The 24,372-nt window shown below is 63.4% G+C and carries 24 protein-coding genes; 23 read left to right on the forward strand and 1 reads right to left on the reverse strand.

The features are described from left to right. Nucleotides 1–5: 5 nt before the first annotated feature. The 19 genes from SOP85_RS19170 to SOP85_RS19260 all read left to right on the forward strand — a co-directional run bounded on the left by SOP85_RS19170 (nt 6) and on the right by SOP85_RS19260 (nt 18,523). Complete coding sequence (locus SOP85_RS19170) at nt 6–779, forward strand: SDR family NAD(P)-dependent oxidoreductase (protein ID WP_274074686.1); 774 nt, start codon at nt 6–8, stop codon at nt 777–779. Beyond that, on the forward strand, nt 779–1,414 hold the full coding sequence (locus SOP85_RS19175) for a nuclear transport factor 2 family protein (RefSeq protein WP_274074687.1): 636 nt from the start codon (nt 779–781) through the stop codon (nt 1,412–1,414). The genes SOP85_RS19170 and SOP85_RS19175 overlap by 1 nt, the downstream gene beginning before the upstream one ends. A gap of 229 nt (nt 1,415–1,643) precedes the next feature. Further along, nucleotides 1,644–2,534 carry a VOC family protein gene (locus SOP85_RS19180; protein ID WP_323627869.1) on the forward strand — a complete coding sequence of 297 codons (891 nt, stop codon included), beginning with the start codon at nt 1,644–1,646 and terminating at the stop codon, nt 2,532–2,534. A gap of 12 nt (nt 2,535–2,546) precedes the next feature. Continuing rightward, on the forward strand, nt 2,547–3,422 hold the full coding sequence (locus tag SOP85_RS19185) for a CoA transferase subunit A (protein ID WP_274074798.1): 876 nt from the start codon (nt 2,547–2,549) through the stop codon (nt 3,420–3,422). A gap of 12 nt (nt 3,423–3,434) precedes the next feature. Then, the gene (locus tag SOP85_RS19190) at nt 3,435–4,232 is read left to right on the forward strand and encodes a CoA-transferase subunit beta (RefSeq protein WP_274074689.1); all 798 of its coding nucleotides are present in this window, start codon (nt 3,435–3,437) and stop codon (nt 4,230–4,232) included. 16 nt (nt 4,233–4,248) lie between these two features. Beyond that, nucleotides 4,249–5,157: an enoyl-CoA hydratase gene (locus SOP85_RS19195; protein WP_274074690.1), complete on the forward strand. Its 909-nt coding sequence runs from the start codon at nt 4,249–4,251 to the stop codon at nt 5,155–5,157. Then, the gene (locus SOP85_RS19200; RefSeq protein ID WP_323607348.1) at nt 5,154–6,266 is read left to right on the forward strand and encodes an NAD(P)H-dependent flavin oxidoreductase; all 1,113 of its coding nucleotides are present in this window, start codon (nt 5,154–5,156) and stop codon (nt 6,264–6,266) included. Before SOP85_RS19195 ends, SOP85_RS19200 begins: the two co-directional genes overlap by 4 nt. Beyond that, nucleotides 6,263–7,015 carry an enoyl-CoA hydratase family protein gene (locus SOP85_RS19205; RefSeq protein WP_274074692.1) on the forward strand — a complete coding sequence of 251 codons (753 nt, stop codon included), beginning with the start codon at nt 6,263–6,265 and terminating at the stop codon, nt 7,013–7,015. Before SOP85_RS19200 ends, SOP85_RS19205 begins: the two co-directional genes overlap by 4 nt. 9 nt (nt 7,016–7,024) lie before the next feature. After that, on the forward strand, nt 7,025–8,188 hold the full coding sequence (locus tag SOP85_RS19210; protein WP_323627871.1) for an acyl-CoA dehydrogenase family protein: 1,164 nt from the start codon (nt 7,025–7,027) through the stop codon (nt 8,186–8,188). A gap of 9 nt (nt 8,189–8,197) precedes the next feature. After that, the gene (locus SOP85_RS19215) at nt 8,198–9,256 is read left to right on the forward strand and encodes an acyl-CoA dehydrogenase family protein (protein ID WP_274074694.1); all 1,059 of its coding nucleotides are present in this window, start codon (nt 8,198–8,200) and stop codon (nt 9,254–9,256) included. Nucleotides 9,257–9,259: 3 nt separating this feature from the next. Beyond that, nucleotides 9,260–10,411, forward strand: coding sequence for an acetyl-CoA C-acetyltransferase (locus SOP85_RS19220; protein WP_274074695.1), 1,152 nt, complete (start codon nt 9,260–9,262; stop codon nt 10,409–10,411). A gap of 61 nt (nt 10,412–10,472) precedes the next feature. Continuing rightward, complete coding sequence (locus tag SOP85_RS19225; protein ID WP_274074696.1) at nt 10,473–11,351, forward strand: SDR family oxidoreductase; 879 nt, start codon at nt 10,473–10,475, stop codon at nt 11,349–11,351. A gap of 452 nt (nt 11,352–11,803) precedes the next feature. Beyond that, nucleotides 11,804–12,589 carry an SDR family oxidoreductase gene (locus SOP85_RS19230; protein WP_323627872.1) on the forward strand — a complete coding sequence of 262 codons (786 nt, stop codon included), beginning with the start codon at nt 11,804–11,806 and terminating at the stop codon, nt 12,587–12,589. Nucleotides 12,590–12,599: 10 nt separating this feature from the next. After that, complete coding sequence (locus SOP85_RS19235) at nt 12,600–13,070, forward strand: MaoC family dehydratase (RefSeq protein ID WP_274074697.1); 471 nt, start codon at nt 12,600–12,602, stop codon at nt 13,068–13,070. Nucleotides 13,071–13,077: 7 nt separating this feature from the next. After that, nucleotides 13,078–14,286, forward strand: coding sequence for an acetyl-CoA C-acyltransferase (locus SOP85_RS19240; protein WP_323607349.1), 1,209 nt, complete (start codon nt 13,078–13,080; stop codon nt 14,284–14,286). Nucleotides 14,287–14,361: 75 nt separating this feature from the next. After that, a complete protein-coding gene (locus SOP85_RS19245) occupies nt 14,362–15,564 on the forward strand; it encodes a helix-turn-helix transcriptional regulator (protein ID WP_323627873.1) in 1,203 nt (400 codons plus the stop codon). A 101-nt stretch (nt 15,565–15,665) separates the two neighbouring features. Then, on the forward strand, nt 15,666–17,039 hold the full coding sequence (locus tag SOP85_RS19250; RefSeq protein WP_274074700.1) for a DUF1329 domain-containing protein: 1,374 nt from the start codon (nt 15,666–15,668) through the stop codon (nt 17,037–17,039). 176 nt (nt 17,040–17,215) lie between these two features. Further along, on the forward strand, nt 17,216–18,256 hold the full coding sequence (locus SOP85_RS19255) for a Rieske 2Fe-2S domain-containing protein (protein ID WP_274074701.1): 1,041 nt from the start codon (nt 17,216–17,218) through the stop codon (nt 18,254–18,256). A gap of 93 nt (nt 18,257–18,349) precedes the next feature. Beyond that, nucleotides 18,350–18,523, forward strand: coding sequence for a hypothetical protein (locus tag SOP85_RS19260; RefSeq protein ID WP_274074702.1), 174 nt, complete (start codon nt 18,350–18,352; stop codon nt 18,521–18,523). On the opposite strand, the gene SOP85_RS19265 is transcribed toward SOP85_RS19260, so the two are convergent. Continuing rightward, the gene (locus SOP85_RS19265; protein ID WP_274074703.1) at nt 18,510–18,671 is read right to left on the reverse strand and encodes a DUF2986 domain-containing protein; all 162 of its coding nucleotides are present in this window, start codon (nt 18,669–18,671) and stop codon (nt 18,510–18,512) included. The genes SOP85_RS19260 and SOP85_RS19265 overlap by 14 nt on opposite strands. Nucleotides 18,672–18,832: 161 nt before the next feature. Between SOP85_RS19265 and SOP85_RS19270 the strand changes: the two genes are divergently transcribed. From SOP85_RS19270 to SOP85_RS19285, 4 genes are all read left to right on the forward strand, one after another. Then, nucleotides 18,833–19,354 carry a sigma-70 family RNA polymerase sigma factor gene (locus tag SOP85_RS19270; RefSeq protein WP_046817094.1) on the forward strand — a complete coding sequence of 174 codons (522 nt, stop codon included), beginning with the start codon at nt 18,833–18,835 and terminating at the stop codon, nt 19,352–19,354. Then, complete coding sequence (locus SOP85_RS19275; protein WP_323627876.1) at nt 19,351–20,310, forward strand: FecR domain-containing protein; 960 nt, start codon at nt 19,351–19,353, stop codon at nt 20,308–20,310. Before SOP85_RS19270 ends, SOP85_RS19275 begins: the two co-directional genes overlap by 4 nt. 96 nt (nt 20,311–20,406) lie before the next feature. Continuing rightward, nucleotides 20,407–22,887: a TonB-dependent siderophore receptor gene (locus SOP85_RS19280; protein WP_323627879.1), complete on the forward strand. Its 2,481-nt coding sequence runs from the start codon at nt 20,407–20,409 to the stop codon at nt 22,885–22,887. A 237-nt stretch (nt 22,888–23,124) separates the two neighbouring features. Continuing rightward, nucleotides 23,125–24,309 (forward strand): porin, encoded by a 1,185-nt coding sequence (locus SOP85_RS19285; RefSeq protein WP_323627880.1) that lies wholly within the window; start codon nt 23,125–23,127, stop codon nt 24,307–24,309. Nucleotides 24,310–24,372 lie beyond the last annotated feature (63 nt).

Genomic DNA, 24,372 nt, shown 5'->3' on the forward strand with positions numbered 1-24,372 from the left:
CACTCATGAGCAAGCGTCTACAAGGAAAAATCGCCTTCGTCACCGGCGCCGGTTCCGGCATCGGCGAAGCCACTGCGCTGCGGTTCGCCGAAGAGGGCGCCACGGTGGTGCTGTGCGGGCGGCGCATTGAGCCGCTGCAAGGCGTGCAGGAGAAAATCCGTGCCCAAGGCGGGCAGGCCGAGATTGCCGTGGCCGACGTCAGCGATGAACAGGCCTACGTCGGTGCGCTGCAAGCCACCGCGCAACGTCACGGTCGCCTGGACATCCTGGTCAACAACGCGATGGCCTACACCTGGGGCGGTATCGACAGCATGACCACCGCCGACTGGCACGCCAACTTTGGCACCACCGTCGACGGCACCTTCTGGGGCACCCGCACCGCGATGCAGTTGATGAAAGCCCAGGGCGGCGGTTCGATCGTCAACATCGCGTCGATCTGCGGCCTGTTCGGCACGGCCTGGATGGCCGGTTACTCGGCGGCCAAGGCGGCGGTGATCAACTTCAGCCGGGCGGCGGCCAGCGAAGGCGCACCGCACAACATCCGCTGCAACGTGATCATTCCCGGGGTGGTCGACACCCCGGCCACGGCCGGCATGCTGGCCGACGCCAAGACCCGCAGCAACACCGAAAAAGTCATCCCGATGAAACGGGTCGGCCTGCCGGTGGAGCTGGCCAACGCCATCGTGTTCCTGGCCAGCGACGAGGCTTCGTATGTCACCGGTGCCAGCCTGGCGGTGGACGGCGGACGCGGTTCGGACCTGTACACGGTGCTCGACTGATGAGCCAGGACGCCAACGCTTTACTTGAGCGCATCGATCGCCTGGAGTCGCTGGACGCGATCCGCCAACTGGCCGGCAAGTACGCCCTGGCCCTGGACATGCGCGACATGGATGCCATGGCCAACTGCTTCGCCCCGGATGTGCGCGTGGGTCGCGACAAGAGCGGTCGTGTGCACCTCAAGGCATGGCTGGACGAAACCATGCGCAAGCAGTTCCATGGCACCTCCCATCACCTGGGGCAGCACATCATCGAGTTCAGCGATGCCGATCACGCCACCGGCGTGGTCTATTCGAAGAACGAACATGAGACCGGTCCCGAGTGGGTGATCATGCAGATGCTGTACTGGGACGACTACGAACGGATCGACGGGCGCTGGTGTTTCCGTCGCCGCTTACCGTGCTACTGGTACGCGACCGACCTCAACAAACCACCGATCGGCGGCCTGAAAATGCGCTGGCCAGGGCGCGAGCCGTACGCCGGCAGCTTCCACGAGCTGTTTCCGTCCTGGGATGCCTTCTGGGCGCAACGCCCGGACAAGGACGCCCTGCCGCAAATCGCCGAACCCGCACCGCTGGAGGGCTTCCTCAAGACCCTGCGCCGCGGGGCGGATGACCCGAAGATTCGCGTGCGCTGAACGGCAGCGAAGGCGTCCGTCCTGGCAACTCATGTGTTGCCTGACCCGGCGCTTTCGCTGCGATGCGGCGACCCGACAAGCCAGCTCCTACAGTGGGCGTCCATCCTGCCCGCCAATGTGGCATCTACTCCACGCCTTCGCCTGCTTAGTCTCAACGGACGATGAAGCCTCGGCCAGTGCTTCGCACAATGCTCCCCACAAAAGTCATTCAGCCAACGAGGACCCAGGCATGATCGACATTCGCGGTTTGAGCTATTTCGTCTCGCAGATCGAAAACCTCAGTCATTGGCAGCGTTACGCCGAAGACGTGCTCGGCATGCAAGTGAACCCGGCGCCGGGCGGTGGCTTGTACGTGAAAATGGACGAGCGTCCGTTTCGCATGCTGATCGTCGAAGGTAGCGAGGCGCGTTACCTGGCCTCTGGCTGGGAGTTGGCCAACGAGACAGCCTTCACGGCCGCCCTCGAGCACCTGAGCGCTGCCGGCATCGAATGGCAGCCAGGCTCCGCCACCGAGATCGAGCAGCGCGGCGTCCAGGCGCTGATCAAGGTGACCGACCCGTCGGGCAACTGCCATGAGCTGAGCTGGGGCCATCGCTCCGACTGCCTGCCGTTCGTGTCGCCCCAGGGCGTGCCGCGTTTCATCACCGGCGACATGGGCCTGGGCCACACCGTGCTGCCGGCGCCGAACTTCGACGCCACCCTGGCGTTCGCCAAGGATGTGCTCGGCTTCGAGTTGTCGGACATTTTCAACTTCCGTCCCGACCCTTCGGTAGCACCGATCCGCATTCACTTCCTGCATTGCCAGAACGCTCGCCACCACAGCCTGGCACTGGCCGAGTACCCGGTGCCGTCCGGTTGCGTGCACGTGATGGTCGAGGTCGACTCGATGACCGAAGTCGGCCGCGCCCACGACCGTCTGCACGCCCATGCGGTGAACCTGTCGGCCACCCTCGGCCAGCACCTCAACGACCGCATGACCAGTTTTTACATGAAGACACCGTCCGGCTTCGATCTGGAGTACGGCTTTGGCGGGTTGCTAGTCGACTGGGCCGAGCATTCGGCTTTCGAGTTCACCCGCGTGAGCATTTGGGGGCACGACTTTTCGGTCGGCCAACACTAAGGAATTGTCATGATGAACAAACAACTGACAGCGGCCGATGCGGTTGCTCAATTGCGCGATGGCATGACCATCGGTTTCGGCGGCTGGGGCCCGCGGCGCAAGCCGATGGCGATCGTGCGCGAGATCCTGCGCTCACCGGTGAAGGACCTGACCGTGGTCGCCTACGGCGGTCCGGAAGTGGGCATGCTGTGCGCCGCCGGCAAGGTCAAAAAACTGGTGTTCGGCTTCGCCACCCTCGATGCCATTCCGCTGGAACCCTACTACCGCAAGGCCCGCGAAGCCGGCGAGCTGGAGTTGATGGAGCTCGACGAAGGCATGTTCCAGTGGGGCCTGCGCGCCGCCGGCATGCGTTTGCCGTTCCTGCCCACCCGTTGCGGCCTGGCCACCGACGTGACGCGCCTGAACCCGGCACTCAAGACCATCCAGTCGCCCTACGCCGATGGCGAGGTGCTGCTGGCGATGCCGGCGCTCAACCTCGATGTGGCGTTCCTGCACGTCAATGTCGCCGACCGCCTGGGCAACTGCCTTGTGACCGGGCCGGACCCGTATTTCGATCATCTGTTCGCCCGCGCCGCCCAGCAGTGCTTTGTCTCGTGCGAACGCCTGGAAGACCGCCTTGCGCTGAACGCCGAGCAGGCCCGTTTCAACACCTTCGAGCGCTATCTGGTCAGCGGCGTGGTGCATGCACCTCTGGGTGCGCATCCGACGCTCTGCGCCCCTGACTACGGCTGGGACATGAAGCACCTGAAGGGCTATGTCGCCAGCAGCCAGGCGGAAAACGGCTGGCAGGACTATGTGCAGACCTGGATCGCCGGTGGCGAGCAGGCCTATCAGGCACAGAACGGCGGTGCCGACTCCATGGGCGCCTTGCCCCTTCCCGTGTTCTGAGGATTATCGACCATGTCTGCAACCTGTGATTTCACCCTGGCTGAACTGATGATCGTCGCCGCCTCCGAGGCCTGGCGTGGCAATGGCGAGGTGATTGCCTCGGGCCTGGGCGTGATCCCGCGCCTGGGCGCCAGCCTGGCCAAACTGACCCACAGCCCGGAACTGTTGATGACCGACAGCGAGGCGTTCCTGGTCGAAGAACCGATCCCGCTGGGCCCGCGTGGCGACTACGTTGCGCGTTATTCGGGTTACATGTCGTTCGAACGAGTATTCGAATGCGTTTGGGGCGGGCGCCGTCACGCAATGATCGGGCCGACCCAGATCGACCGCTGGGGCCAGACCAACCTGTCCTGCGTCGGCGACTATCAAAAGCCCAAGACGGCGATCCTCGGCGTGCGCGGCCTGCCAGGCAACAGCATCAACCACCTCAACTCGTTCTTCGTGCCCAGCCATAACAGCCGGGTGTTCGTCAGCGGCGAAGTGGACATGATCTCCGGTGTCGGCTTCAAGGCCGAGCGCTGGCCCGAAGGCGCGCGTCGCGACCTGATGGACATCCGTTGCGTGGTCAGCGACCTCTGCGTCCTCGATTTCGATGGCCCGGACCGTGCGGTGCAGGTGCGCTCGTTGCACCCCGGCGTGACTTTCGAACAGGTCCAGGACAACACCGGCTTCCCGTTGCTCAAGTCGGCGCAATTGCGCGAGACCGCGCACCCCACTCAAGAGCAGTTGGCGCTGATCCGCCGACTCGACCCCCACGATTACCGCGCCACGGCGATCAAGGGCAACCCGCCCGGCATCCGTACGGCCTGAGGCAAGGACAGCGACCATGCACAGCAGCGACAGTGAATTCATCGTCCGCCAGGACAACGCCGTCTACGAGACGGACACCCCGGTGCTGTACAGCGTGGGCGAGGGTATTGCCACGCTGACGCTGAACCGGCCGACCTTCAACAACGCGCAAAACTCGCAGATGACCTACGCCCTGGACGACTTTTTTCGCCAGGCGGTGAACGACGACAGCGTCAAGGTCATCGTCCTGCGTGGCAACGGCAAGCACTTCTCGGCGGGCCACGATATCGGCACGCCGGGGCGCGATATCGACAAGCCGTTCGAGCGCGCACACCTGTGGTGGGACCACACCAACAAACCCGGTGGCGAGCAGCTGTATGCCCGTGAGCAGGAGGTGTACCTGGGCATGTGCCGACGCTGGCGCGAACTGCCCAAGCCGACCATCGCCATGGTCCATGGCGCGTGTATCGCAGGTGGCCTGATGCTGGCCTGGGTCTGCGACCTGATCGTCGCCAGTGACGACGCGTTCTTCCAGGACCCAGTGGTGCGCATGGGCATTCCGGGCGTGGAGTATTTCGCCCATCCCTATGAAATGAACCCGCGCATTGCCAAGGAATTCCTCTTCACCGGTGATCGCATGAGCGCCAACCGGGCCTGGCAGGTGGGCATGGTCAACCGCCTGGTGCCTCGTGATGAACTGGAGCAGGCCACCTATGCCCTGGCTGCCGGCATTGCCCGTCAGCCGCGCATGGGCCTGGCCCTGACCAAGCAGGCGATCAACCACGTCGAGGACCTGCAAGGCAAGCGCACGGCGATGGATGCGGTGTTCGCCTGGCACCACTTTGCCCATGCCCATAACGAGCTGTTGTCCGGCGACAAACTGGGCGGTTTCGACGCCAAGGGCATGGCCCGGGCCAACAAGCAGGCCGAGGATAAAAGCCAATGAACCGCTGGCTCGAAACGCCGCTGACCGAGGCCCTCGGTTGCCGTTATCCGATCGTGCAGACCGCCATGGGCTGGGTTGCCGACGCCAACCTGGTGATCGCCTCGACCCAGGCCGGGGGCTTCGGTTTCCTGGCCGGGGCGACCATTGCGGCTGCTGAACTGGAAGGCGAAATCCGCAAGGTGATCGACGCCACCGGTGGCAGCAATTTCGGTCTCAACTTCCATATGTTCCAGGACAACGCCACGCAGTGCGTCGACCTGGCGATCAAGTATCGGCTGCGCGCCGTGAGTTACGGGCGCGGTCCGGACAAGCAGACCATCGCGCGCTTCAAGGCGGCCAAGGTGCTGTGCATTCCCACCGTCGGTGCCTTGAAGCATGCGCTCAAGGCGGTGGAGCTGGGTGCCGACCTGATCACCATCCAGGGCGGCGAGGGCGGCGGCCATACCGGCGGCGTGCCCAGCTCGATCCTGCTGCCCCAGGTGTTGGCGGCCGTGAAGGTACCGGTGATCGCTGCCGGCGGATTCGCCACCGGCCGTGGCCTGGCCTCGGTGCTGGCCGCCGGTGGCGCCGGCATCGCCATGGGCACGCGGTTTCTCATGACCCGCGAATCGCCGACCCCGGCCGCGACCTTGGAACGCTACCTGAAGGTCAACGATCCGCAACGGGTGCGCGTGACCACGGCGGTGGATGGCATGCGCCACCGCATGATCGAAAACCGCTTCATCAATCACCTGGAGCAGGCGGGCCCCTTCGGTCGCCTGCGCATTGCCCTGGGCAGCGCCTGGCAGTGGAAGCAGCAGACCGGTATGAGCCTTGGGCACATGGCTTCTGTCTTCATCCGCGCGTTGCGTGAAGACCCGTCACAGCTGTCGCAAGTGGTGATGGCCGCCAACCAGCCGGTGCTGTTGCAGCGCTCGATGATCGACGGCGCCCCGGACGAGGGCATCCTGCCCAGCGGCCAGGTCGCGGCGGCCATCGGCGAGTTACTCAGTTGCCGCGAAGTCATCGAAGGCATCGCCAGCGAGGCCCAGCAGTGCCTGGACGCGCTCCTGGCCCGCAGCCAGACCCTCCCATCGAACCGTCCCGCCAGTATTGGAGAACCCCTGTGAACCAGGCATTTACCACACAACTCAATCAGGGGATCGCTGAACTCGTGATCGCCAAGCCACCGGTCAATGCCCTCGACAGCCAGCAATGGCACGCCCTGGCGCGGGAGATCGACGCCCTTGGGGCCAACCCCGAAGTGCGGGTGATCGTGATCCGCGCCGAAGGCCGGGGCTTTTGCGCCGGTGTCGACATCAAGGAGCTGGACCAGTACCCGGAGCGGATCGTCGAGGTCAACGCCGGTAACTACGCCACCTTCAAGGCCGTGCACCGCAACCCGGTGCCGGTGATTGTCGCGGTCCATGGTTTCGTCCTCGGCGGCGGCATCGGCATCACCGGTGCGGCGGACATCGTCGTCGCCTCTGACTGCGCGACCTTCGCCCTGCCGGAAGTCGACCGCGGCGCCATGGGCGGCGGTGCGCATCTGCAGCGCCTGTTCCCGGTGCAGAAAGTCCGCTACCTGTTCTTCACCGGCGACAGTATCGGCGCTCCAGAGGCGCTGCAATACGGCTTTATCGAGCGCGTCGTCAGCAAGGACCAGTTGCGCGAAACCGCCCTGGGCATCGCGGCGAAAATCGCCGAGAAGAGCCCGGCGATGATCCGCATCGCCAAGGAAGCCTTGAACGGCATCGAAGACGGCAACCTGGAAGACAAATACCGCTGGGAGCAGGGCTTCACCATGCAGGCCTACAGCAGCCCGGATTCTGCGGAAACGCGGCGGGCCTTCGTCGAAAAACGCGACGCCAAGTTCTGAGAGATCGCCATGGACCTGACTTACACCCCCAAGCAAAACGCCTTCCGCGCCGAAGTACGGGCCTGGCTGGCGAACAATCTGCCAAGTGAGCCCTTCGCCAGTTACGACAGTCGCGAAGGTTTTGAACAGCACCGCGCCTGGGAGGCCAAGCTGTTCGAGAGCCGTTGGTCGATGGTGATGTGGCCGGCCGAACTGGGCGGTCGCGGTAGCGACTTGATCGAGTGGCTGATCTTCGAGGAAGAGTATTACGGTGCAGGCGCACCGATGCGCATCAACCAGAACGGCCAGCTGTTACTCGGCCCGACCCTGATGGAGTTTGGCACCCAGGAGCAAAAGCAGCGTTTCTTGCCACGCATGGCCGAAAGCCTGGACATGTGGGCGCAAGGCTGGTCGGAGCCCAACGCCGGTTCCGACATGGCGGCGATCACCAGCAAGGCGGTACTCGACGGCGACCATTACGTGATCAACGGGCAGAAGACCTGGTCGAGCCGGGCGAACTTCGCCGACTGGCTGTTCGGCCTGTTCCGCAGCGAGCCGGGATCAACCCGTCATCACGGCCTGTCGTTCATCATGGTGCCGCTCAATACGCCGGGGGTGAGCATTCGCCCGATCAAGGCACTCAACGGCAAGGAAGCCTTCGCCGAGGTGTTTTTCGATGACGTTCGGGTCCCCGTGAACAACCTCATCGGTACCCAGGGGCAGGGCTGGCACGTGGCGATGGCCACCGCCGGCTTCGAGCGTGGTTTGCTGCTGCGTTCACCGGCGCGCTTCCAGTCCACGGCACGCAAGCTGGTCGAACTGTACAAGGCCCATCGCGTCAGTTCCGACCGCGACCCTGGTCTGCGCGATGCCGTGCTGGAGACCTGGATGTGCGCCGAGGCCTATGCGATGTCGGCTTACTACACCGTAGGACGCCTGAGCCGGGGCGAGCAGATCGGCGCCGAGTCGAGCATCAACAAGATCATCTGGTCGGAGCTCGACCTGAAGATGCACGAGACCGCCATGCGCATTCTCGGCACCCGTGGCGAGCTGGTCACAAAGGGCGCGTCAGCGGGCGATGCGGCGGGCTGGCTGGAAGGTTTTCTGTTTGCCCAGTCCGGGCCGATCTACGCCGGCACCAACGAAATCCAGCGCAACATCATCGCCGAGCGCATGCTCGGTTTGCCGAAATAAGGAACCGCCATGGACTTCACTTTCAACGATGACCAGTTGGCGTTCCGCGAAGCCATCAGTCGTTTCCTGATGACCGAAGCCGCGCCGGAGATGCTCCGGGAAATCTGGGAGACCGATGCCGGGCGCTCCCGGGACCTGCGCAACAAGATTGCCGGCCAGGGCCTCACCGCCTTGTCGGTGCCCGAGGCCGAAGGCGGCCTGGGCATGGACGATGTGACCTGGGCATTGATGACACAGGAGCTGGGGTACTACGCCATTCCCGACTCATTGGCCGACACCGCCTATGTCGCCACCGGCTTGCTCGCCGGTCTGCCTGCGGTGCATCCGGCGCGTGCCGACCTGCTGCCACGGATTGCCGACGGCAGCTTGCGGATGGCGATCAGTCATCCGGTCAATGCCTTGGTCAGCGATGCACAACTGGCCGAAGTGCTGATCCTCACCCACGGCGACGAGATCCATGTGGTGCCGCGCTGCGAAGTCAACGTGGACAACCACCTGAGTATCGATGCCTCACGCCGCCTGGGCCAAGTGACCTGGACTCCGTCGGCGCAGACCTGCATTGCCAGTGGCGAGCAGGGCCGTGCCTTGCTGGAGCGCATGCTGGACCGTGGTGCGCTGTCGGTGGCCGGGCAATTGCTGGGGTTGGCGCAGCGCATGCTCGACCTGTCGGTGGACTACGTGGCCCAGCGCAAACAGTTCGGCAAGCCGATCGGCAGTTTCCAGGCGGTCAAGCATCACCTGGCCGATGTCGCCCGTTATATCGAGCAGGCCAAGCCGGTGCTTTATCGCGCCGCCCATGCCCTGGCCCGGGGCGACGTCAACGCCGGTGTCCGGGTTTCTCAAGCACGCCTGGCGGCGAACGAGGCGAGCTGGATCGCCGCGCGCAAGGGCATCCAGGTGCACGGGGCGATGGGGTACACCTGGGAAGTGGACCTGCAGATGTTCATGAAGCGCGCCTGGGCCCTCGATGCGTCCTGGGGCGACCGCGGCTTTCACAAAACCCGTGTCAGCGACTACCTGTTCGCCGACGCCACTGGCCTGGAGCCAGGGCATACTTTCGAGGAATGAGTCATGGCCCAGGCCTACATTGTTGATGCACTGCGCAGCCCCACCGGCAGGCGCAAGGGCTCTTTGAGCGAGATCCACGCGATAGACCTGGGCGCCCATGTGCTCAAGGCCCTGGTCGCGCGCAACGTGATCCCCGCGGAGGACTACGACGACGTGATATTCGGTTGCGTCGACACCATCGGTTCTCAGGCCGGCGACATCGCCCGTACCAGTTGGCTGGCCGCCGGCCTGCCGCTGACGGTGCCCGGAACCACCGTGGATCGCCAGTGCGGTTCGTCGCAACAGGCGCTGCATTTCGCCGCGCAGGCGGTGATGAGCGGCACCCAGGACGTGGTCGCGGTGGGCGGGGTGCAGACCATGACCCAGATCCCGATTTCCTCGGCGATGCTCGCCGGCCAGCCCCTGGGCTTTGCCGACCCGTTCTCGGGCAGCGTCGGCTGGCGGGCGCGGTTTGGCCTGCAGCCGGTCAACCAGTTCTATGCCGCGCAGCGGATTGCCGATCACTGGCAGATCAGCCGCGAGCAGATGGAAGCCTTTGCCCTGCAGAGCCACGAACGTGCTTTGGCGGCCATCGCCAGCGGCCGGTTCGCCCGGGAAATCGTCAGTTGCCAAGGGTTGGCGGTGGATGAAACGCCGCGCCACAGCAGCCTGGCGAAGATGGCCGAATTGCAACCGGTGGACCCGCAGTTCCCGTCGATCACCGCCGCCGTGTCCAGCCAGACCTGCGACGCTTCGGCAGCATTGCTGGTGGTGTCCGAGGCGGCACTCACACGCTACGACCTGACGCCACGGGCGCGGATTCATCACCTGACGGTGCTCGGCGACGATCCGATCTGGCACCTCACCGCACCGATTGCCGCCACCCGCCGGGCCCTGGCCAAGAGCGGCCTGAGCATGGCTGACATCGACCGGGTCGAGATCAACGAAGCTTTCGCCTCGGTGGTCATGGCCTGGGCCAAGGAGCTCGACTACGACCCGGCGCAAACCAACGTCAATGGCGGCGCGATTGCCCTGGGCCATCCGTTGGGCGCCACTGGCGCACGATTGATGACCACGCTGCTCAACGAACTGGAATGCAGTGGTGGTCGCTACGGCTTGCAAACCATGTGTGAGGGCGGCGGCCAGGCCAACGTGACCATCATCGAACGCTTGTAATTTTCCATGCGGGGGCCGCCACTTCGGGCGAGCAGCTACCCACTATTTTGAGGAGTCAAACATGGCTATCTGTGCAGACCGCACCGTGATCATCACCGGGGCCGGCGGCGGACTCGGTCGCGCCTACGCCCTGGCATTCGCCGCGCAAGGGGCCAATGTCGTGGTCAACGATATTCGCGCCGAGGCCGCGGAGGATGTGGCGGGGGAGATTCGCGCCAACGGTGGCCAGGCCATCGCCAACAACGACGACATAACCACCCTGGCCACGGCGCAGCGCATCGTCGATGCGGCACTGGCGGCGTTCGGCGAAGTGCATGTGCTGATCAATAACGCCGGCGTGTTGCGCGACCGCATGTTCATCAGCCTCAGTGAAGAGGACTGGGACATGGTCATGCGCGTGCACCTCAAGGGTCATTACTGCCTGGCCAACATCCTTGGTCGGCGCTGGCGCGACCTGGCCAAGGCCGGCACGCCGGTGGACGCGCGAATCATCAACACCAGCTCCGGCGCCGGGTTGCAAGGCTCGGTGGGGCAGTCCAATTATTCGGCGGCCAAGGGTGGCATTGCCTCGCTGACCCTGGTGCAAGCGGCGGAACTGGCGCGCTACGGCGTCACCGCCAACGCGCTGGCACCGGCCGCCCGCACTTCGATGACCGAGGGTGCGATGCCCGACGTAGTGAAAAAACCCGAGGACGGCAGCTTCGACGCCTGGGCCGCGGAAAACGTCGCGCCGTTGGTGGTCTGGTTGGGCAGCTCGGCCTCGGCCCACGTCAGCGGGCAGGTCTTCGAAAGCCAGGGTGGACGTATCTCCCTGGGCGAGGGCTGGCGCACGGGCGTCACCTGCGACAAGGGCGCGTTGTGGAAAGTCGAAGAGATCGGCGCGGCGGTGGACGCCATCCTTGCCGAAGCGCCGAAGCCACAGAAAGTCTGGGGAGGCTGAAACCCCGACCACTGGGGGAGCCGGCCTGCCGGCGATGGCGTCCTGACAGCCGACCCATCTCCCACGGCCGTACCCGATCCACTGTAGGAGCAGCCGGTCGACGCTCGATTGCTCGCGATGGAGGTCAACGATGACGCGAGGATCCTGAAACCCGCGCTGCTCTCAGGTTTTTCGCGAGCAAGCTCGCTCCTACAAGGGAACCCGATCCTCTGTAGGAGCAGCCGGTCGACGCTCGATTGCTCGCGATGGAGGTCAACGATGACGCGAGGATCCTGACACCCCGCGCTGCTCTCAGGTTTTTCGCGAGCAAGCTCGCTCCTACAGGGGGAACCCGGTCACCTGGAGCTGCCGCAGGCTGCGATCTTTTGATCTTCATACCCCATTTTGACGATGCGTCCGCATCGCCCCCTCCGTACAACTGCAGCGTATTGATTTCTTCGGAGGTAGACGCTGTGAAACAAGCCCCCCCTTATGTTCCCGGTCATCAATTGCTGGCCGGCAAGTCGGTGTTGATTACCGCGGCGGCAGGTGCCGGTATCGGTTATTCGGCGGCACGGCGCAGTGCTGAGGAAGGATGTCGGGCGCTGATGATTTCCGATGTGCATGCGCGGCGGCTGGAGGAGGCTGTGGAGCGTCTCAAGGCCGAGACCGGGTTGCAGGCGATTTATGGCCAGCTGTGCAATGTCACCGTCGAAGACGAAGTCCAGGCCCTGGTGGCCGCGGCCGAAGAGGCGTTGGGCGGGGTTGATGTGCTGATCAACAACGCCGGCCTGGGTGGCCAGAAACGCGTGATGGAAATGAGCGACGAAGAGTGGTTGCGGGTGCTCGATGTGACCCTGACCGGCACCTTCCGCATGACCCGGGCGATGTTGCCACACATGCAGCGCCGTGGCGCCGGGGCCATCGTCAATAACGCTTCGGTGCTCGGTTGGCGGGCGCAGAAGGAACAGGCCCATTACGCCGCCGCCAAGGCCGGGGTGATGGCGCTGACCCGCTGCAGCGCCCTGGAAGCCGCCGAGTTCGGCGTGCGCATCAACGCGGTGTCGCCATCGATTGCCCTGCACGATTTTCTCAAGAAAGCCTCCAGCGAAGAGTTGCTCGCCAGCCTGGCCGGGCGCGAGGCGTTTGGCCGCGCCGCCGAAGTCTGGGAGGTGGCCAACGTCATGATGTTCCTGGCCAGCGACTATGCCTCCTACATGGTCGGCGAAGTGCTGTCCGTCAGTTCACAACAAGCGTGAGGATGGGCACATGAGTCACGTATTCAACAGCGCCCAGGCGCTGCTTGCGGCCGAGGGCCTGGACCTGGGCCACACCGAATGGCTGACCATCAGCCAGCAACGCATCGACCTGTTCGCCGAAGCCACCAGCGATCACCAGTGGATTCATGTCGACCCGGTGCGCGCCGCCAGCGGCCCGTTCGGCTCCTGTATCGCTCACGGCTACCTGACCCAGTCCCTGGCCAATCTGTTCATGCCGCAGTTGCTGATCCTTGAAAACATGGCGATGGGCGTGAATTACGGCAGCGACCGGGTGCGTTTCCCGGCGCCGGTCAAGGTCGACTCGCGGGTGCGCGGCAGCGGCCAGATCCTGCGTGCCGAACAACTGGGCGACGCCGTGCAACTGGTGGTGCGCATGACCATGGAAGTCGAAGGCCAGGCTCGCCCCGGCTGCGTGATCGACACCATCAGCCGCTACACCTTCAATGCCATTTCCGAGTGAGTTAGCCATGGACCAGAATGAAGTCGTCATCGTCGCCACCGCCCGTACCGCGTTGGCCAAGTCGTTTCGCGGATCGTTCAACGATACTGAGGCCCCGGTGCTGGGCGGCCATGTGGTGCACGCGGTAGTCGAGCGCGCCGGCATCGAGCCTGCCGAGGTCGAGGATGTGATCATGGGCGCGTCGGTGCAGCAGGGCACCCAGGGTTTCAACATCGGTCGGCTCTGCGCCTACACCGGCGGTTTGCCGGACAGCGTGCCGGGCATGGCCGTGGATCGCATGTGCGCTTCGGGCCTGATGAGCATCGGCATGGCCGCCAAGGGCATCATGACCGGCGAGATGAACATCGCCATTGGCGGCGGTGTGGAGTCGCTGTCGCTGACCCAGACCAAACACAAGAACGCCTATCGCGCCCGTTCCGAAGCCGTACTGCAGGTGATGCCCAGCGCCTATATCCCGATGATCGAGACGGCCGAGATCGTCTCGCGTCGTTATGGCATCAGCCGCGCCGCCCAGGATGAATATTCACTGCTTAGCCAGCTGCGCACCGCCGCCGCTCAGCGAGACGGCCTGTTCGACGATGAAATCGTCGGCCTGACCGTGGATAAACTGCTGTTCGCCGCCGATGGCCAGCCCAATGGCCATGAACGCGTGCAAGTGGTGAAAGACGAGTGCAACCGGCCCAATACGCGCCTGGAAGACCTGGCGGGCTTGAAAACGGTGTGGAAGGACGGCGCCTGGATCGAGCAGGGCGAGTACGTCACCGCCGGCAACGCTTCGCAATTCTCCGACGGCGCCGCGGCCAGCCTGCTGATGAGTCGCGCCGAGGCCAAGCGCCGCGGGCTGACGCCACTGGGCATCTACCGCGGCATTGCCGTGGGTGGCTGCGCGCCTGAGGAAATGGGCATCGGCCCGGTGATCGCCATTCCCAAGCTGCTCAAGCGCTTTGGCCTGGGCGTCAAGGACATCGGCCTGTGGGAGATCAACGAGGCCTTCGCCAGCCAGGTGCTGCATTGCCGCGATGCGCTGCAGATCCCGACAGATCGCCTGAACGTCAATGGCGGGGCGATTGCCATCGGTCACCCGTTCGGCATGTCCGGCGCGCGCATGGTCGGCCACGCCTTGCTCGAAGGGCGACGTCGCGGCGTGCGGTATGTAGTGATTGCCATGTGCATCGGTGGCGGCATGGGCGCCGCCGGCCTGTTCGAGTTGCCATGAAGCGAGCGGGGCAGCGCCGTCCGCTCGATTAAATCCATGGGGCCCGAGACTCGGGCCCCCTGCTGGGGAATGGTTATGCAAAGTTGTATGCCCAATGCACAGGTCCTGGCGCTCATGGGCCTGGAGTTGGCCGAGTACGAACGGATCATCGGCAACATCTACGATTCGGCGATGGATACCCGCAGCTTGAGCGACGCGTTGCGCGAGGTACGAGCGTTGTTCAAGGCCAATTTCGTCACTTTGATCCTGCGGGTCCAGGACGAGCCGCTGTTGTCGCCGATGGTGGTCGCCGGAGATGTCGAACTGGGCAAGGGCGGTATCAACCACTACGCCTACTACGCCAAATCCACCCTGTTCGACGGCTTGCCCACCGACACGGTGTTCACTGTCGACGAGCTGATCAGCGACAGCGAATGGGCCAGCTCGGCGTTTTACCTGTTGTACTGTCAACCCTACGATTGCTACCACATGCTCGGAGCCGATATCCGCATGCCGGATGGCGGCACGGTGCGTTTCCGAATCAATCGACCACGGGTCCAGCCACGGTTCAGTGACGCCGAGCGGGCCATGTGTGCCATGTTGTTGCCCCACCTGCGCCGGGCCTTGCACATGTATTCGCTGCTCGACCGCAGCGAGTCGCTGGGCAGCCTTTATTCACAGACGATCAGCCGCCTGGCGGTGGCGACCATCGTGCTCGATGAGCACGGCACTGTGGTGCAACTCAATCCCGTGGCCCGGGAAATCCTCGACAGCCAGGACGGCCTCAAGGTTGTCGGTGGGCGGCTGGAAGCGACTTACCCCAGCGACAATCGGGAGTTGGCGCGGCTGGTGCGCAATGCCTTCCAGCGCGCCAGGCAGGGCGCCAGCAGAGGGGTGCAGGTGGCCGAGGCGACCTCGATTTCCCGTCCATCCGGGCAGGTCAGCCTGGGCGTGGTGGTGGAGTTGATTCCCTCGGGGGACCTGCTCGAAGGCAATGGCAAACCCACGGTCGTGGTGTATGTGCGCGATGCCGTGAGCAAGTCGCTGGTGAGCACGGTGCTGACGTCGCAACTGTACAACCTGACCCCGGCGGAAACCACGCTGGCCCTGGAACTGGCCAACGGCCTGTCGCTGGAGGAGGCCTCGGAATTCCTGAATATCCGCCGCAATACCGCGCGTGCGCACCTGCGCTCGATTTTTTCCAAGACCGGCGTGCGGCGCCAGACGGAGCTGGTGCGGATCATGCTCAACAGTGTGGTCGCCCTGGGCGCGCCGCAGCCGGCGGCGGCGCGGCTATGACGAGGGGGCGTACCAAAATGCGTTAGTCCGTGCGGACGATGCTGCCGGGTTACTGGGCTGTCGATACTGGGCCACCGTTGTCGAACCTAAGGAGAATAAAAATGACCGGCAGTAATCAGTCCCCTGGCTGGGCGTTGGCGTTGATATTGGGCTGTGCCATCGGCACGGTGAATGCCGCACCCGAAGATGCCTCCCGCCTGGGCACAGACCTGACGTGCGTGGGCGCGGAAAAAGCCGGCAACGCCGACGGCAGCATTCCAGCGTTCAGCGGCAAATGGCTGGGCGCACCGCCCCACGTTGATTTCAAGGGCACTGGTAACCACCCGGTAGACCCGTACCCGGACGAAAAACCGCTGTTCGTGATTACCGCGCAGAACATCGCGCAGTACAACGACTACCTGTCCGACGGCCAGAAAGCCCTGTTCAAGCTGTTCCCGGGCACCTACAAGATGCCGATCTACCCCTCGCACCGGGATTTCCGCTTCGACGACGCGGTTTGCAAAGCCACCCGCGAGAACGCCAGCATTGCTCGCCTGGTGGATGAGGGTGAAGGGGTAGTGGGCAAAACCGGCGGCACAGCCTTTCCGGTACCGCGCAGCGGCCTGGAACTGTTGAAGAACGCCTCGGCTTTTACCCTGCGTGCCTGGACCGAGGAATACACCTCCGACAACGCCTACGTGCTCAAGGATGGCAACATCAACTGGGGACGCGTGCATTCGCGCAACCTGGCACCGGCGCTGGAGCCGGGCAGGATTGGCGAGACCACCGGCAACTCGTCGTTCTATCTCAACGAAACCCTGCTGCCGCAACGGGACAAGGGCGAGATCAATACCGGCACCGAGTTCTGGAATGACAAGACCGAACCGCGCCAGGCCTGGCGTTACGATCCGGGTACGCGGCGGGTGCGCCAGTCGCCCGGCTATGGCTTCGACATGTCGTTCCCTGGCAGCGGCGGCTCGATCACCGTCGACGAGGTGCGCCTGTTCAACGGTTCCGGGCAGCGTTACGACTGGAAGATCGTCGGCAAGCGCGAGATGTTCATCCCCTACAACACCTACCGCCTGCACGCGGCCAACCTCAAGTACGCCGATCTGCTGACGCCGGGCCACATCAATCCCGATGCGATGCGTTATGAGCGCCATCGGGTGTGGGAGCTCGAAGGCACCCTCAAGCCGGGTTATCGCCACCTGTATGGCAAGCGCAAGTTGTATATCGACGAGGACACCTGGTTCCCGATGCTCGCCGACAACTATGACAACCGTGGCGAGCTGTGGCGGACCTCGATGCTGAATTACTTCTACGCCTACGAAAGCCAGCGGCCACAAGCGGGCGTCGGCCTGTACTACGACCTCAACGCCGGCAGCTACCTGGCGTTCAACCTGATCAACGAACAGCGCAATGGCTACCTGCTGAACAAAACCGGCTTCAGTCCCCGGGACTTCGGCCCGGAGGCTGCCCGGCGCTTCGGCCAGTAACCGTCCAGTGCGGCGCCCCTGGTGACTGGGGCGCCCATTGAGAGTGGATCGCGTTTGATCTAGTCCAACTGAAGGATGACCTGCCGGCGCGGCTACCCAATGATGTCGGCCATGGGATCACCCTGTATTTCTTGGGGGCATTGCCTGCCCAAGTCTGCAACCGAGGAACAACAACAATGACCAAACTCGCTGAAATCAACATCGAGAACGCCCAGCGTACCCACCGTTACGCCCGCGGCTGGCACTGCCTGGGCAATGCCAGCGATTACCGTGATGGCAAGCCCCACACCCTGGAAGTCTTTGGCACCCGCCTGGTGGCCTTCGCCGACAGCCAGGGCAACATCAGCATCCTCGATGCCTATTGCCCGCACATGGGCGCCGACCTGTCCCAGGGCACCATCGAGAATGACCGGCTGGTATGCCCGTTCCACCACTGGAAGTACGACACCGGCGGTAAATGCGTGGAGATTCCCTACTGCAAGCGCATCCCGCCCAAGGCCAAGACCCGCAGCTGGTTGACCTGCGAGGAAAACAACCTGCTGTTCGTCTGGAACAACCCCGAAGGCCGCGCGCCGAAGGAGGGCGTGGTCATTCCGCACCTGCCCGAGATGGACGATCCGGACTGGGTGCACGACTGGAACATCGACACCATGCACATCGAGACCAACCCACGGGAGCTGGTCGATAACCTGGTGGACGCCCAGCACTTCGGGCCGGTGCACGGCACGCCGACCAAGTATTTCGCCAACGTCTTCGAAGGCCACATCGGCCATCAGATTTTCCATGGCGACTCCGAGCGCCTGGGCGGCGACTTGATCGCGCCGTCGGCCTACTACGGGCCGGCGACCCACTTCACCCACATCAGCTCGATGTTCGGCGACGTGCGCATCCACGCCATCCTGCTCAACAGCCACGTGCCGGTGACACCGAACAGCTTCGACCTGCGCTTTGGTTGCATGGTCAAGCGGGTGCCGGGCTGGACCGAAGAACAGAACCAGGAAGTGGCCAGGGCCTATGTCCAGGGCAACCGCGACTCGTTCTACCAGGACGTGGTGATCTGGAAGCACAAGATCCGCATCGACAAGCCGGTACTGGCCGAAACCGATGGCCCGGTCTACCAGTTGCGCGAGTGGTACGAGCAGTTCTTCACCAATGAGGACGACGTGCCGGCATTCATGGCAGAACGTCGCGAGTTCATCACGGTGGACGAGCGCTGACAGCGTGACAGGGCGCCTTCGCTCACTCGAAGGCGCCTCTACAAAGGGGACTGCCCACGCAGTTTCGATTCAAGGGCCACGAGCGCACTGACAATGAAAATAAAAAGTCATCTCGCCTATTACGTACCGTTCTTGATCCTGTTTTTCCTGGTGTTGACCGTGCTGGTGTCGGTGCCGCCGGAGCCTGCCAGCGTCAAGGCCTGCAAGCGTTACGCGAGCTGTGTGGCGATGAGTTCGAGCGCGCCGAACTGGATCAATTTTCGCTAGGGGAATTGATCGAGGCGTCACCGGCTTCAGCCGCCAGTTTCAATCGGTCAGCCTTGCTGATGTATTTCGGTTTTTTCGGTGCCAGTTTGGCGCTGGCCTTCTTGGCCTTGGCCTTGAACAACTGCTGCAGCTTTTTTTGACGGTTCATGTTTTCTACCCGGCTTGTAAGTACTTGAATGATATCAGCGTAGCCGTTGCCTGGCCCCACCTTCCAGTGCGGCGAGGCGGGTTGGCCGTTGTGGCTATTGCAAATTACCCTGCGCACGACTGACAATGCGAGTCATTATCACTCGCGAACTATTCCACCTCATGTCCGCCAACGATTTATCCCTGCGCAGCGCCGTCAATGATCTGTATTGCGAGCACCACGGTTGGCTCAATGGCTGGCTGCGCCAGCGCCTGGGCAATGCGTTCGATGCGGCGGACCTGGCGCAGGACACCTTTGTGCGGGTGATCAAGGCGCGAAACGCGCTGGAGATTCGCGAGCCGCGACCTTACCTGTCGATGATCGCCAAGGGCTTGCTGATCGATCTGTTTCGCCGTCGCTCGCTGGAACAGTCCTACCTGGAAGCCTTGGCCGCCATGCCTGAGTGGCAGCAGCCTTCGCTGGAGGAACAGGCGATCCTGCTGCAGGCCCTGGTGGAAATCGACCGCCTGCTGCAAGGGTTGGGGACGAAGGTCAAGCAGGCGTTCATCCTGTCCCAGTTCGACGGCCTGACTTACCCGCAGATTGCCGAGCGCTTGAATATCAGCACCCGCACGGTCAACAACTACATGGCCAAGGCCATGGAGCATTGCTGCCTGATGCAGATTCAGTTGCAACTGGCATGAGCCTTTCGCCCGCCGAGTTGCAGGCGATTGGCGCCGCTGCCCGCTGGTATGCCCGACTTCGTTCGGGTATCGCCAGCGATTCCGACCTGGCCGCCTGGAACGACTGGCTGGCCGGCGATCCGGCCCATCGCCAGGCCTGGCAACGCATGGTCGACGTCAGCGAGCAGATGGCGAGTGTGCCGGGTTCCCTGGCGTCGCCAGCGTTGCGTGGCGCTGATCGCTCCCGGCGCCAGGTGTTGCGCAGTGTATTGGTGCTCGCGTCCGCCGGTTCCCTGGGCTGGCTGGGCTTGCGCAGTGAAACCTCGCAGAACCTGTTTGCCGATTTTCGTACCGCCGTGGGTGAGCGCCGTGAGTTTCGCCTGGCCGACGGCAGCACGTTGCTGCTCAACACCGACACCTCGGTCAACCTGCGTTTCAACGGTCGTCAACGTGTGCTCGAACTGTTGCGCGGCGAGATCCAGGTGACGACTGCGGTCGATCCCTTGAAACGGCCGTTCAAGGTGCTCACCCATCATGCCGAGGTGCTCGCGCTCGGCACGCGTTTTCTCGTCCGCTCCAATGGGCAGGGCGGTGGGGTGGCGGTACTCGAGAAGGCCGTGGAGGTCCGTACCGCCGGTTCGATGGTACGTCTGGAAGCCGGCCAGTCCCTGGATTTCGATGGTCACTCATTGGGGGCGGTACGGCGCAACGATGCGTCGGTGGGAGCCTGGCAACAGGGCAGCATCATTGCCATCAATCGTCCCTTGAGCGAGTTGCTGGCCGACCTTTCGCGATATCGCACCGGCGTGCTGCGCTGCGATCCAAGTATCGCGCAGCTGAAGGTGTCCGGCGCTTTCCCCATTGATGACACCGACCTGGCGCTGGCTGCGCTGGAGAGTGGCTTCTCGCTACGGATCACCCGCTACAGCCGATATTGGGTCGATGTGTCGGCGCCTGCCAGTGCGCTTTCACACTGAGTTGAAAAAAGTTTGTCTGCCTTTGCACTTTTCATACGCAACGTTCGGCTCATCCCTCAATGAGTGTTTACCGATTGTTTTTGGGGGAGGGCAAGCATGTTTCGGGTGTACAAACCGGGTCGTTTGACGACCGCAGTAAAGGTCGGGTTCTTGGCGGCAACGACGGCGGGCGTCTGGTCAACGGTAACCATGGCGGCACAGCCGCTGGCGCAACAGCACAGCTCAATCAAGTCCTTTGACATCGCCGGTGGCAGCCTGACCGAAGTCCTCAGTCATTTCGCCAGCGCGGCGGGGGCTGCGCTGTCGTTCGATGCGCGCCAAACCGACGGGCTGAAATCCCCCGGGCTCAAGGGTGCGTTTGGCGTCAGCGAAGGCTTTGCGCGGATCCTGGGTGGCAGCGGCCTGCAGGCCGAGCCCCAGGCCAACGGGACTTATGTGCTGCGACCGGTTCCCACTGTCGGCTCGGCGCTGGAACTGGGCGCGACCAACATCAATGGCCAAGTGCTGGGCGCGACCACCGAATACAGCGGCTCGTACACCACGGGTGCAGTCACCCTCGGCAAGGGCGAGCACTCGCTCAGGGAGACGCCGCAATCGGTCACGGTGATGACGCGCAAGATGCTCGATGACCAGAACCTCAACACCATCGACCAGGTCATGGAAAAGACCCCGGGCATCACCGTCTACGACTCGACCATGGGCGGCAAGTACTTCTATTCCCGTGGCTTCCGCATGTCGGGCCAGTACCAGTACGACGGTGTGCCCCTGGACATGGGCAACCTCTATGTCCAGGCCGACAGTTTCAGCCAGGACATGGCGTATTACGACCGGGTGGAAATCCTGCGCGGCGCCGCGGGCATGATGAAAGGCGCGGGCGGTACCGCAGGCGGAGTGAACTTCGTGCGCAAGCGCGGCCAGACCTCGGCGCACACCGACATCACCCTGTCCGGTGGCAGCTGGGACAACTATCGCGGCCAGGTCGACACCGGTGGCCCGCTGAACGAATCCGGCACCTTGCGCGGGCGGGCCGTGGTCGCCGAGCAAAGCCGGCATTACTTCGTCGACGACGCCAGTCGCAAGGACCAGGTGTATTACGGCGCGCTCGACTTCGATCTGAGCCCTGACACGACGGTCGGCCTGGGCGTCGCCTATGAAGACGTGGATGCCAACCCTTGCTGGGGCGGCCTGCCGCGTTACCGGGACGGCAGCGACCTGAAGCTCAGCCGCTCGACCTGCCTCGATCCTTCGTGGAACACCTGGCGCAGCCAGCGCACCACCGTCTTCAGTGACCTGACTCACCAGCTCAACGACGACTGGGCCTTGAAGGTCGCCAGCGTCTATACAAAAAACACCCAGGACATCAAGTACGCCTTCGCTTCCGGCGCCGTGACGCCGGGTATCGATACCACCGGCATGCTGGGCAGCATGTATGACTACGATCAGGTCGACTACGGCCTGGACGCCTACGTGGATGGCAAGTTCGACGCCTTCGGTCAGCGCCATGAACTGGTGGTGGGCGTCAACGCCAGCCGTTCGAAAAAGGACGACTTCTACTCGGTGGCGTTTCTGCCGCAGCGCCAGAATGTGTTCAATCCCGACAAGCATATCCCCGAGCCGGATGACAGCTACTTCATCGACAACTCGTCCCGTGGTGGGCCGGTCAATTCGGTGACCAAACAGAAGGGCGTGTACTCGACCCTGCGCTTGAAACTGGCTGACCCGCTGACATTCGTCGTCGGCAGTCGGGTGAGCTGGTACAACTCCGATACCGATTCCGACTTCATCAACACCGGTACCTCGGAACACTCCAGCACCACCGAGACCGGGCAGGTAACGCCGTTTGCCGGCGTACTGCTGGACCTGAACGAGAACCTGACGGCCTACGCCAGCTACGCGGAAATCTTCACCCCGCAAGGCAACTACCGCTCCGAAGACGGGTCGGCGCTCAAGCCGCTGGTGGGCCAGAGCTACGAGCTGGGGATCAAGGGCGCTTGGTTCGACGGTCGACTGAACAGTTCCTTCAACCTGTTCCGTACGATCCAGAAAGACCAGGCGCAGACCGACTTCAACTCGTCCTGCCCGTCCTCCGATGGCTACTGCTACGTCAACGCCGGCAAGGTACGCGCCCAGGGTTTCGAGGCCGAGATCAGCGGTGAAGTCATCGAACGCCTGCAACTGCTGGCCGGTTATACCTACACCCAGACCAAGACCCTCGACGACATCGACAGCAGCCTCAATGGCGCGGCGTTCAACAGTTATGTGCCGCGGCATTTGTTGCGCATGTGGGGCGATTACGCCCTGGGCGGGTCACTCGAGCGATTCACTATTGGCGCCGGGGTCAACGCGCAAAGCGATAACTTCCGGGTTTCGCCCTCTAGCGGCGAGAAAATCACCCAGTCGGGTTATGCGATCTGGAACGGCCGCATCGGCTACCGCATCGACGACACCTGGTCGGTGGCGCTCAACGGCAACAACCTGTTCGACAAACGCTACTACACCACCATCGGTACCGAGTCCTTCGGTAACTACTACGGCGATCCACGCAACTTCATGTTGTCGGTCAAGGCGAGCTTCTGACGCTGGCAGCACAGTCGAGGAATGATGCCCGGGTCGTGAGATCCGGGCATTTTTCATGGTGCTACAGGCCTACACCCTAAGTGGTGAGCCTTGCCGACAGACGGTCTTAGGCCACAGTTATCGCGCGCATGCGGCCATGCCAAAGCACCTCGATTCCACCCCCAAGGCAGCGTATGGCGCTGCCCTCGCGCTTTCGATAATCGCCCCCGACAACTCGTCCCAGTCGCGGAGCGCGCCATGCACAACAACAAGAACTTCACCCAGCGTTTTTTGCCTGCCTTGATTGCCAGCCTTTCTACCTTCGGCCTGAGCTCCATGGCCGAGGCGGAGATCATGCTGTACGACAAAGACCAGACCACGTTCTCCACCGACGGCTACATCAATGCCTTCTACGTCAACAGCGATGTCGACCGCGCCGGCGAGCAGTACGATCGCCGACAATCGCGGGTGAAGATGGGTTTTTTGCCCAACTACCTGGGCTTCAACATGGGCAAGCAGGTCGATGACCTCAAGCTCGGTGCCCGCGCCTCGTTCTGGGTCACCATCAACGACAGTGAAACCAATGGCACCGACACCGCCATCGATGTGCGGCAGTTCTACGGCACCGTGGCCAACCCTGAGTGGGGCGAAGTGCTGATCGGCAAGGACTTCGGCCTGTTCGCCCGCTCCAACATCCTGCTCGACGAGTTGCTCGCCGGTTACGGTCAGGTCAGCGATACCCTGGGCCTGGTGGACGGTGGCGGGGTGTCGTTCGGCAACATCGGCACCGGTTACCCCTATCCGTTCCCGACCTCGCAGATCACCTACCGCACGCCGGTGATGGACGGCTTGCGCGTGGCGGTGGGCATCATGGACCCGGTGGACACCAACGACAGCAGCCCCACCGGCAAGGCCTACCAGGAAAACCCGCGCACCGAGAGCGAGATCACCTACCAGTTCGACCTCGCCGGGGCGAAGATCTACAGCTGGGTCAACGGCAGCTACCAGACCTCGGACAATACCGATTCCACCGTCGACACCGTCACGTCCAAAGGCGTCGGTTACGGCGTGCAGGCGAAGATGGGCGGCTTGTCCCTGACCGGCTCCGGTTTCCAGGCCAAGGGCATCAATCCGTTTTTCACCAACAACGCCGGCGAGCCGACTCTGCGCAACGTCGACAGCGACGGCTACCTGTTGCAGGGCTCCTACAAGCTGGGCAAGAACCGCATGGCGTTGTCCTACGGCAAGACCAATGACGATGGCAACGGCGTGGTCGGCAGCGGCGCCGACTACGAGACCCGCGGCGTTGCGCTGTTCCATGACGTGAACGACAACCTCAAGCTGGTGGCCGAGTACAACCAGTTCGAAATCAACGGCCATGACAACAGTGCGCAGAACGAAGACACCGATACCGTTGCGCTGGGGGCGGTATTGACCTGGTAAACCACGAACCCCTTGTAGGAGCCCGGCTTGCCGGCGAAGGCGATTTCTATGACGCCTTCGCCG

Origin of the sequence: Pseudomonas sp. YuFO20 (assembly GCF_035064975.1) — a bacterium.
Taxonomy (GTDB): domain Bacteria; phylum Pseudomonadota; class Gammaproteobacteria; order Pseudomonadales; family Pseudomonadaceae; genus Aquipseudomonas; species Aquipseudomonas putida_AE.

Excerpts from the sequence above, each read along its gene's own strand:
- SOP85_RS19170 (WP_274074686.1), top strand. The coding sequence starts at position 6 with ATGAGCAAGCGTCTACAAGGAAAAATCGCCTTCGTCACCGGCGCCGGT.
- SOP85_RS19175 (WP_274074687.1), top strand. The coding sequence starts at position 779 with ATGAGCCAGGACGCCAACGCTTTACTTGAGCGCATCGATCGCCTGGAG.
- SOP85_RS19180 (WP_323627869.1), top strand. The coding sequence starts at position 1,644 with ATGATCGACATTCGCGGTTTGAGCTATTTCGTCTCGCAGATCGAAAAC.
- SOP85_RS19185 (WP_274074798.1), top strand. The coding sequence starts at position 2,547 with ATGAACAAACAACTGACAGCGGCCGATGCGGTTGCTCAATTGCGCGAT.
- SOP85_RS19190 (WP_274074689.1), top strand. The coding sequence starts at position 3,435 with ATGTCTGCAACCTGTGATTTCACCCTGGCTGAACTGATGATCGTCGCC.
- SOP85_RS19195 (WP_274074690.1), top strand. The coding sequence starts at position 4,249 with ATGCACAGCAGCGACAGTGAATTCATCGTCCGCCAGGACAACGCCGTC.
- SOP85_RS19200 (WP_323607348.1), top strand. The coding sequence starts at position 5,154 with ATGAACCGCTGGCTCGAAACGCCGCTGACCGAGGCCCTCGGTTGCCGT.
- SOP85_RS19210 (WP_323627871.1), top strand. The coding sequence starts at position 7,025 with ATGGACCTGACTTACACCCCCAAGCAAAACGCCTTCCGCGCCGAAGTA.
- SOP85_RS19215 (WP_274074694.1), top strand. The coding sequence starts at position 8,198 with ATGGACTTCACTTTCAACGATGACCAGTTGGCGTTCCGCGAAGCCATC.
- SOP85_RS19220 (WP_274074695.1), top strand. The coding sequence starts at position 9,260 with ATGGCCCAGGCCTACATTGTTGATGCACTGCGCAGCCCCACCGGCAGG.
- SOP85_RS19225 (WP_274074696.1), top strand. The coding sequence starts at position 10,473 with ATGGCTATCTGTGCAGACCGCACCGTGATCATCACCGGGGCCGGCGGC.
- SOP85_RS19235 (WP_274074697.1), top strand. The coding sequence starts at position 12,600 with ATGAGTCACGTATTCAACAGCGCCCAGGCGCTGCTTGCGGCCGAGGGC.
- SOP85_RS19240 (WP_323607349.1), top strand. The coding sequence starts at position 13,078 with ATGGACCAGAATGAAGTCGTCATCGTCGCCACCGCCCGTACCGCGTTG.
- SOP85_RS19245 (WP_323627873.1), top strand. The coding sequence starts at position 14,362 with ATGCAAAGTTGTATGCCCAATGCACAGGTCCTGGCGCTCATGGGCCTG.
- SOP85_RS19250 (WP_274074700.1), top strand. The coding sequence starts at position 15,666 with ATGACCGGCAGTAATCAGTCCCCTGGCTGGGCGTTGGCGTTGATATTG.
- SOP85_RS19255 (WP_274074701.1), top strand. The coding sequence starts at position 17,216 with ATGACCAAACTCGCTGAAATCAACATCGAGAACGCCCAGCGTACCCAC.
- SOP85_RS19260 (WP_274074702.1), top strand. The coding sequence starts at position 18,350 with ATGAAAATAAAAAGTCATCTCGCCTATTACGTACCGTTCTTGATCCTG.
- SOP85_RS19265 (WP_274074703.1), bottom strand. The coding sequence starts at position 18,671 with ATGAACCGTCAAAAAAAGCTGCAGCAGTTGTTCAAGGCCAAGGCCAAG.
- SOP85_RS19270 (WP_046817094.1), top strand. The coding sequence starts at position 18,833 with ATGTCCGCCAACGATTTATCCCTGCGCAGCGCCGTCAATGATCTGTAT.
- SOP85_RS19275 (WP_323627876.1), top strand. The coding sequence starts at position 19,351 with ATGAGCCTTTCGCCCGCCGAGTTGCAGGCGATTGGCGCCGCTGCCCGC.
- SOP85_RS19280 (WP_323627879.1), top strand. The coding sequence starts at position 20,407 with ATGTTTCGGGTGTACAAACCGGGTCGTTTGACGACCGCAGTAAAGGTC.
- SOP85_RS19285 (WP_323627880.1), top strand. The coding sequence starts at position 23,125 with ATGCACAACAACAAGAACTTCACCCAGCGTTTTTTGCCTGCCTTGATT.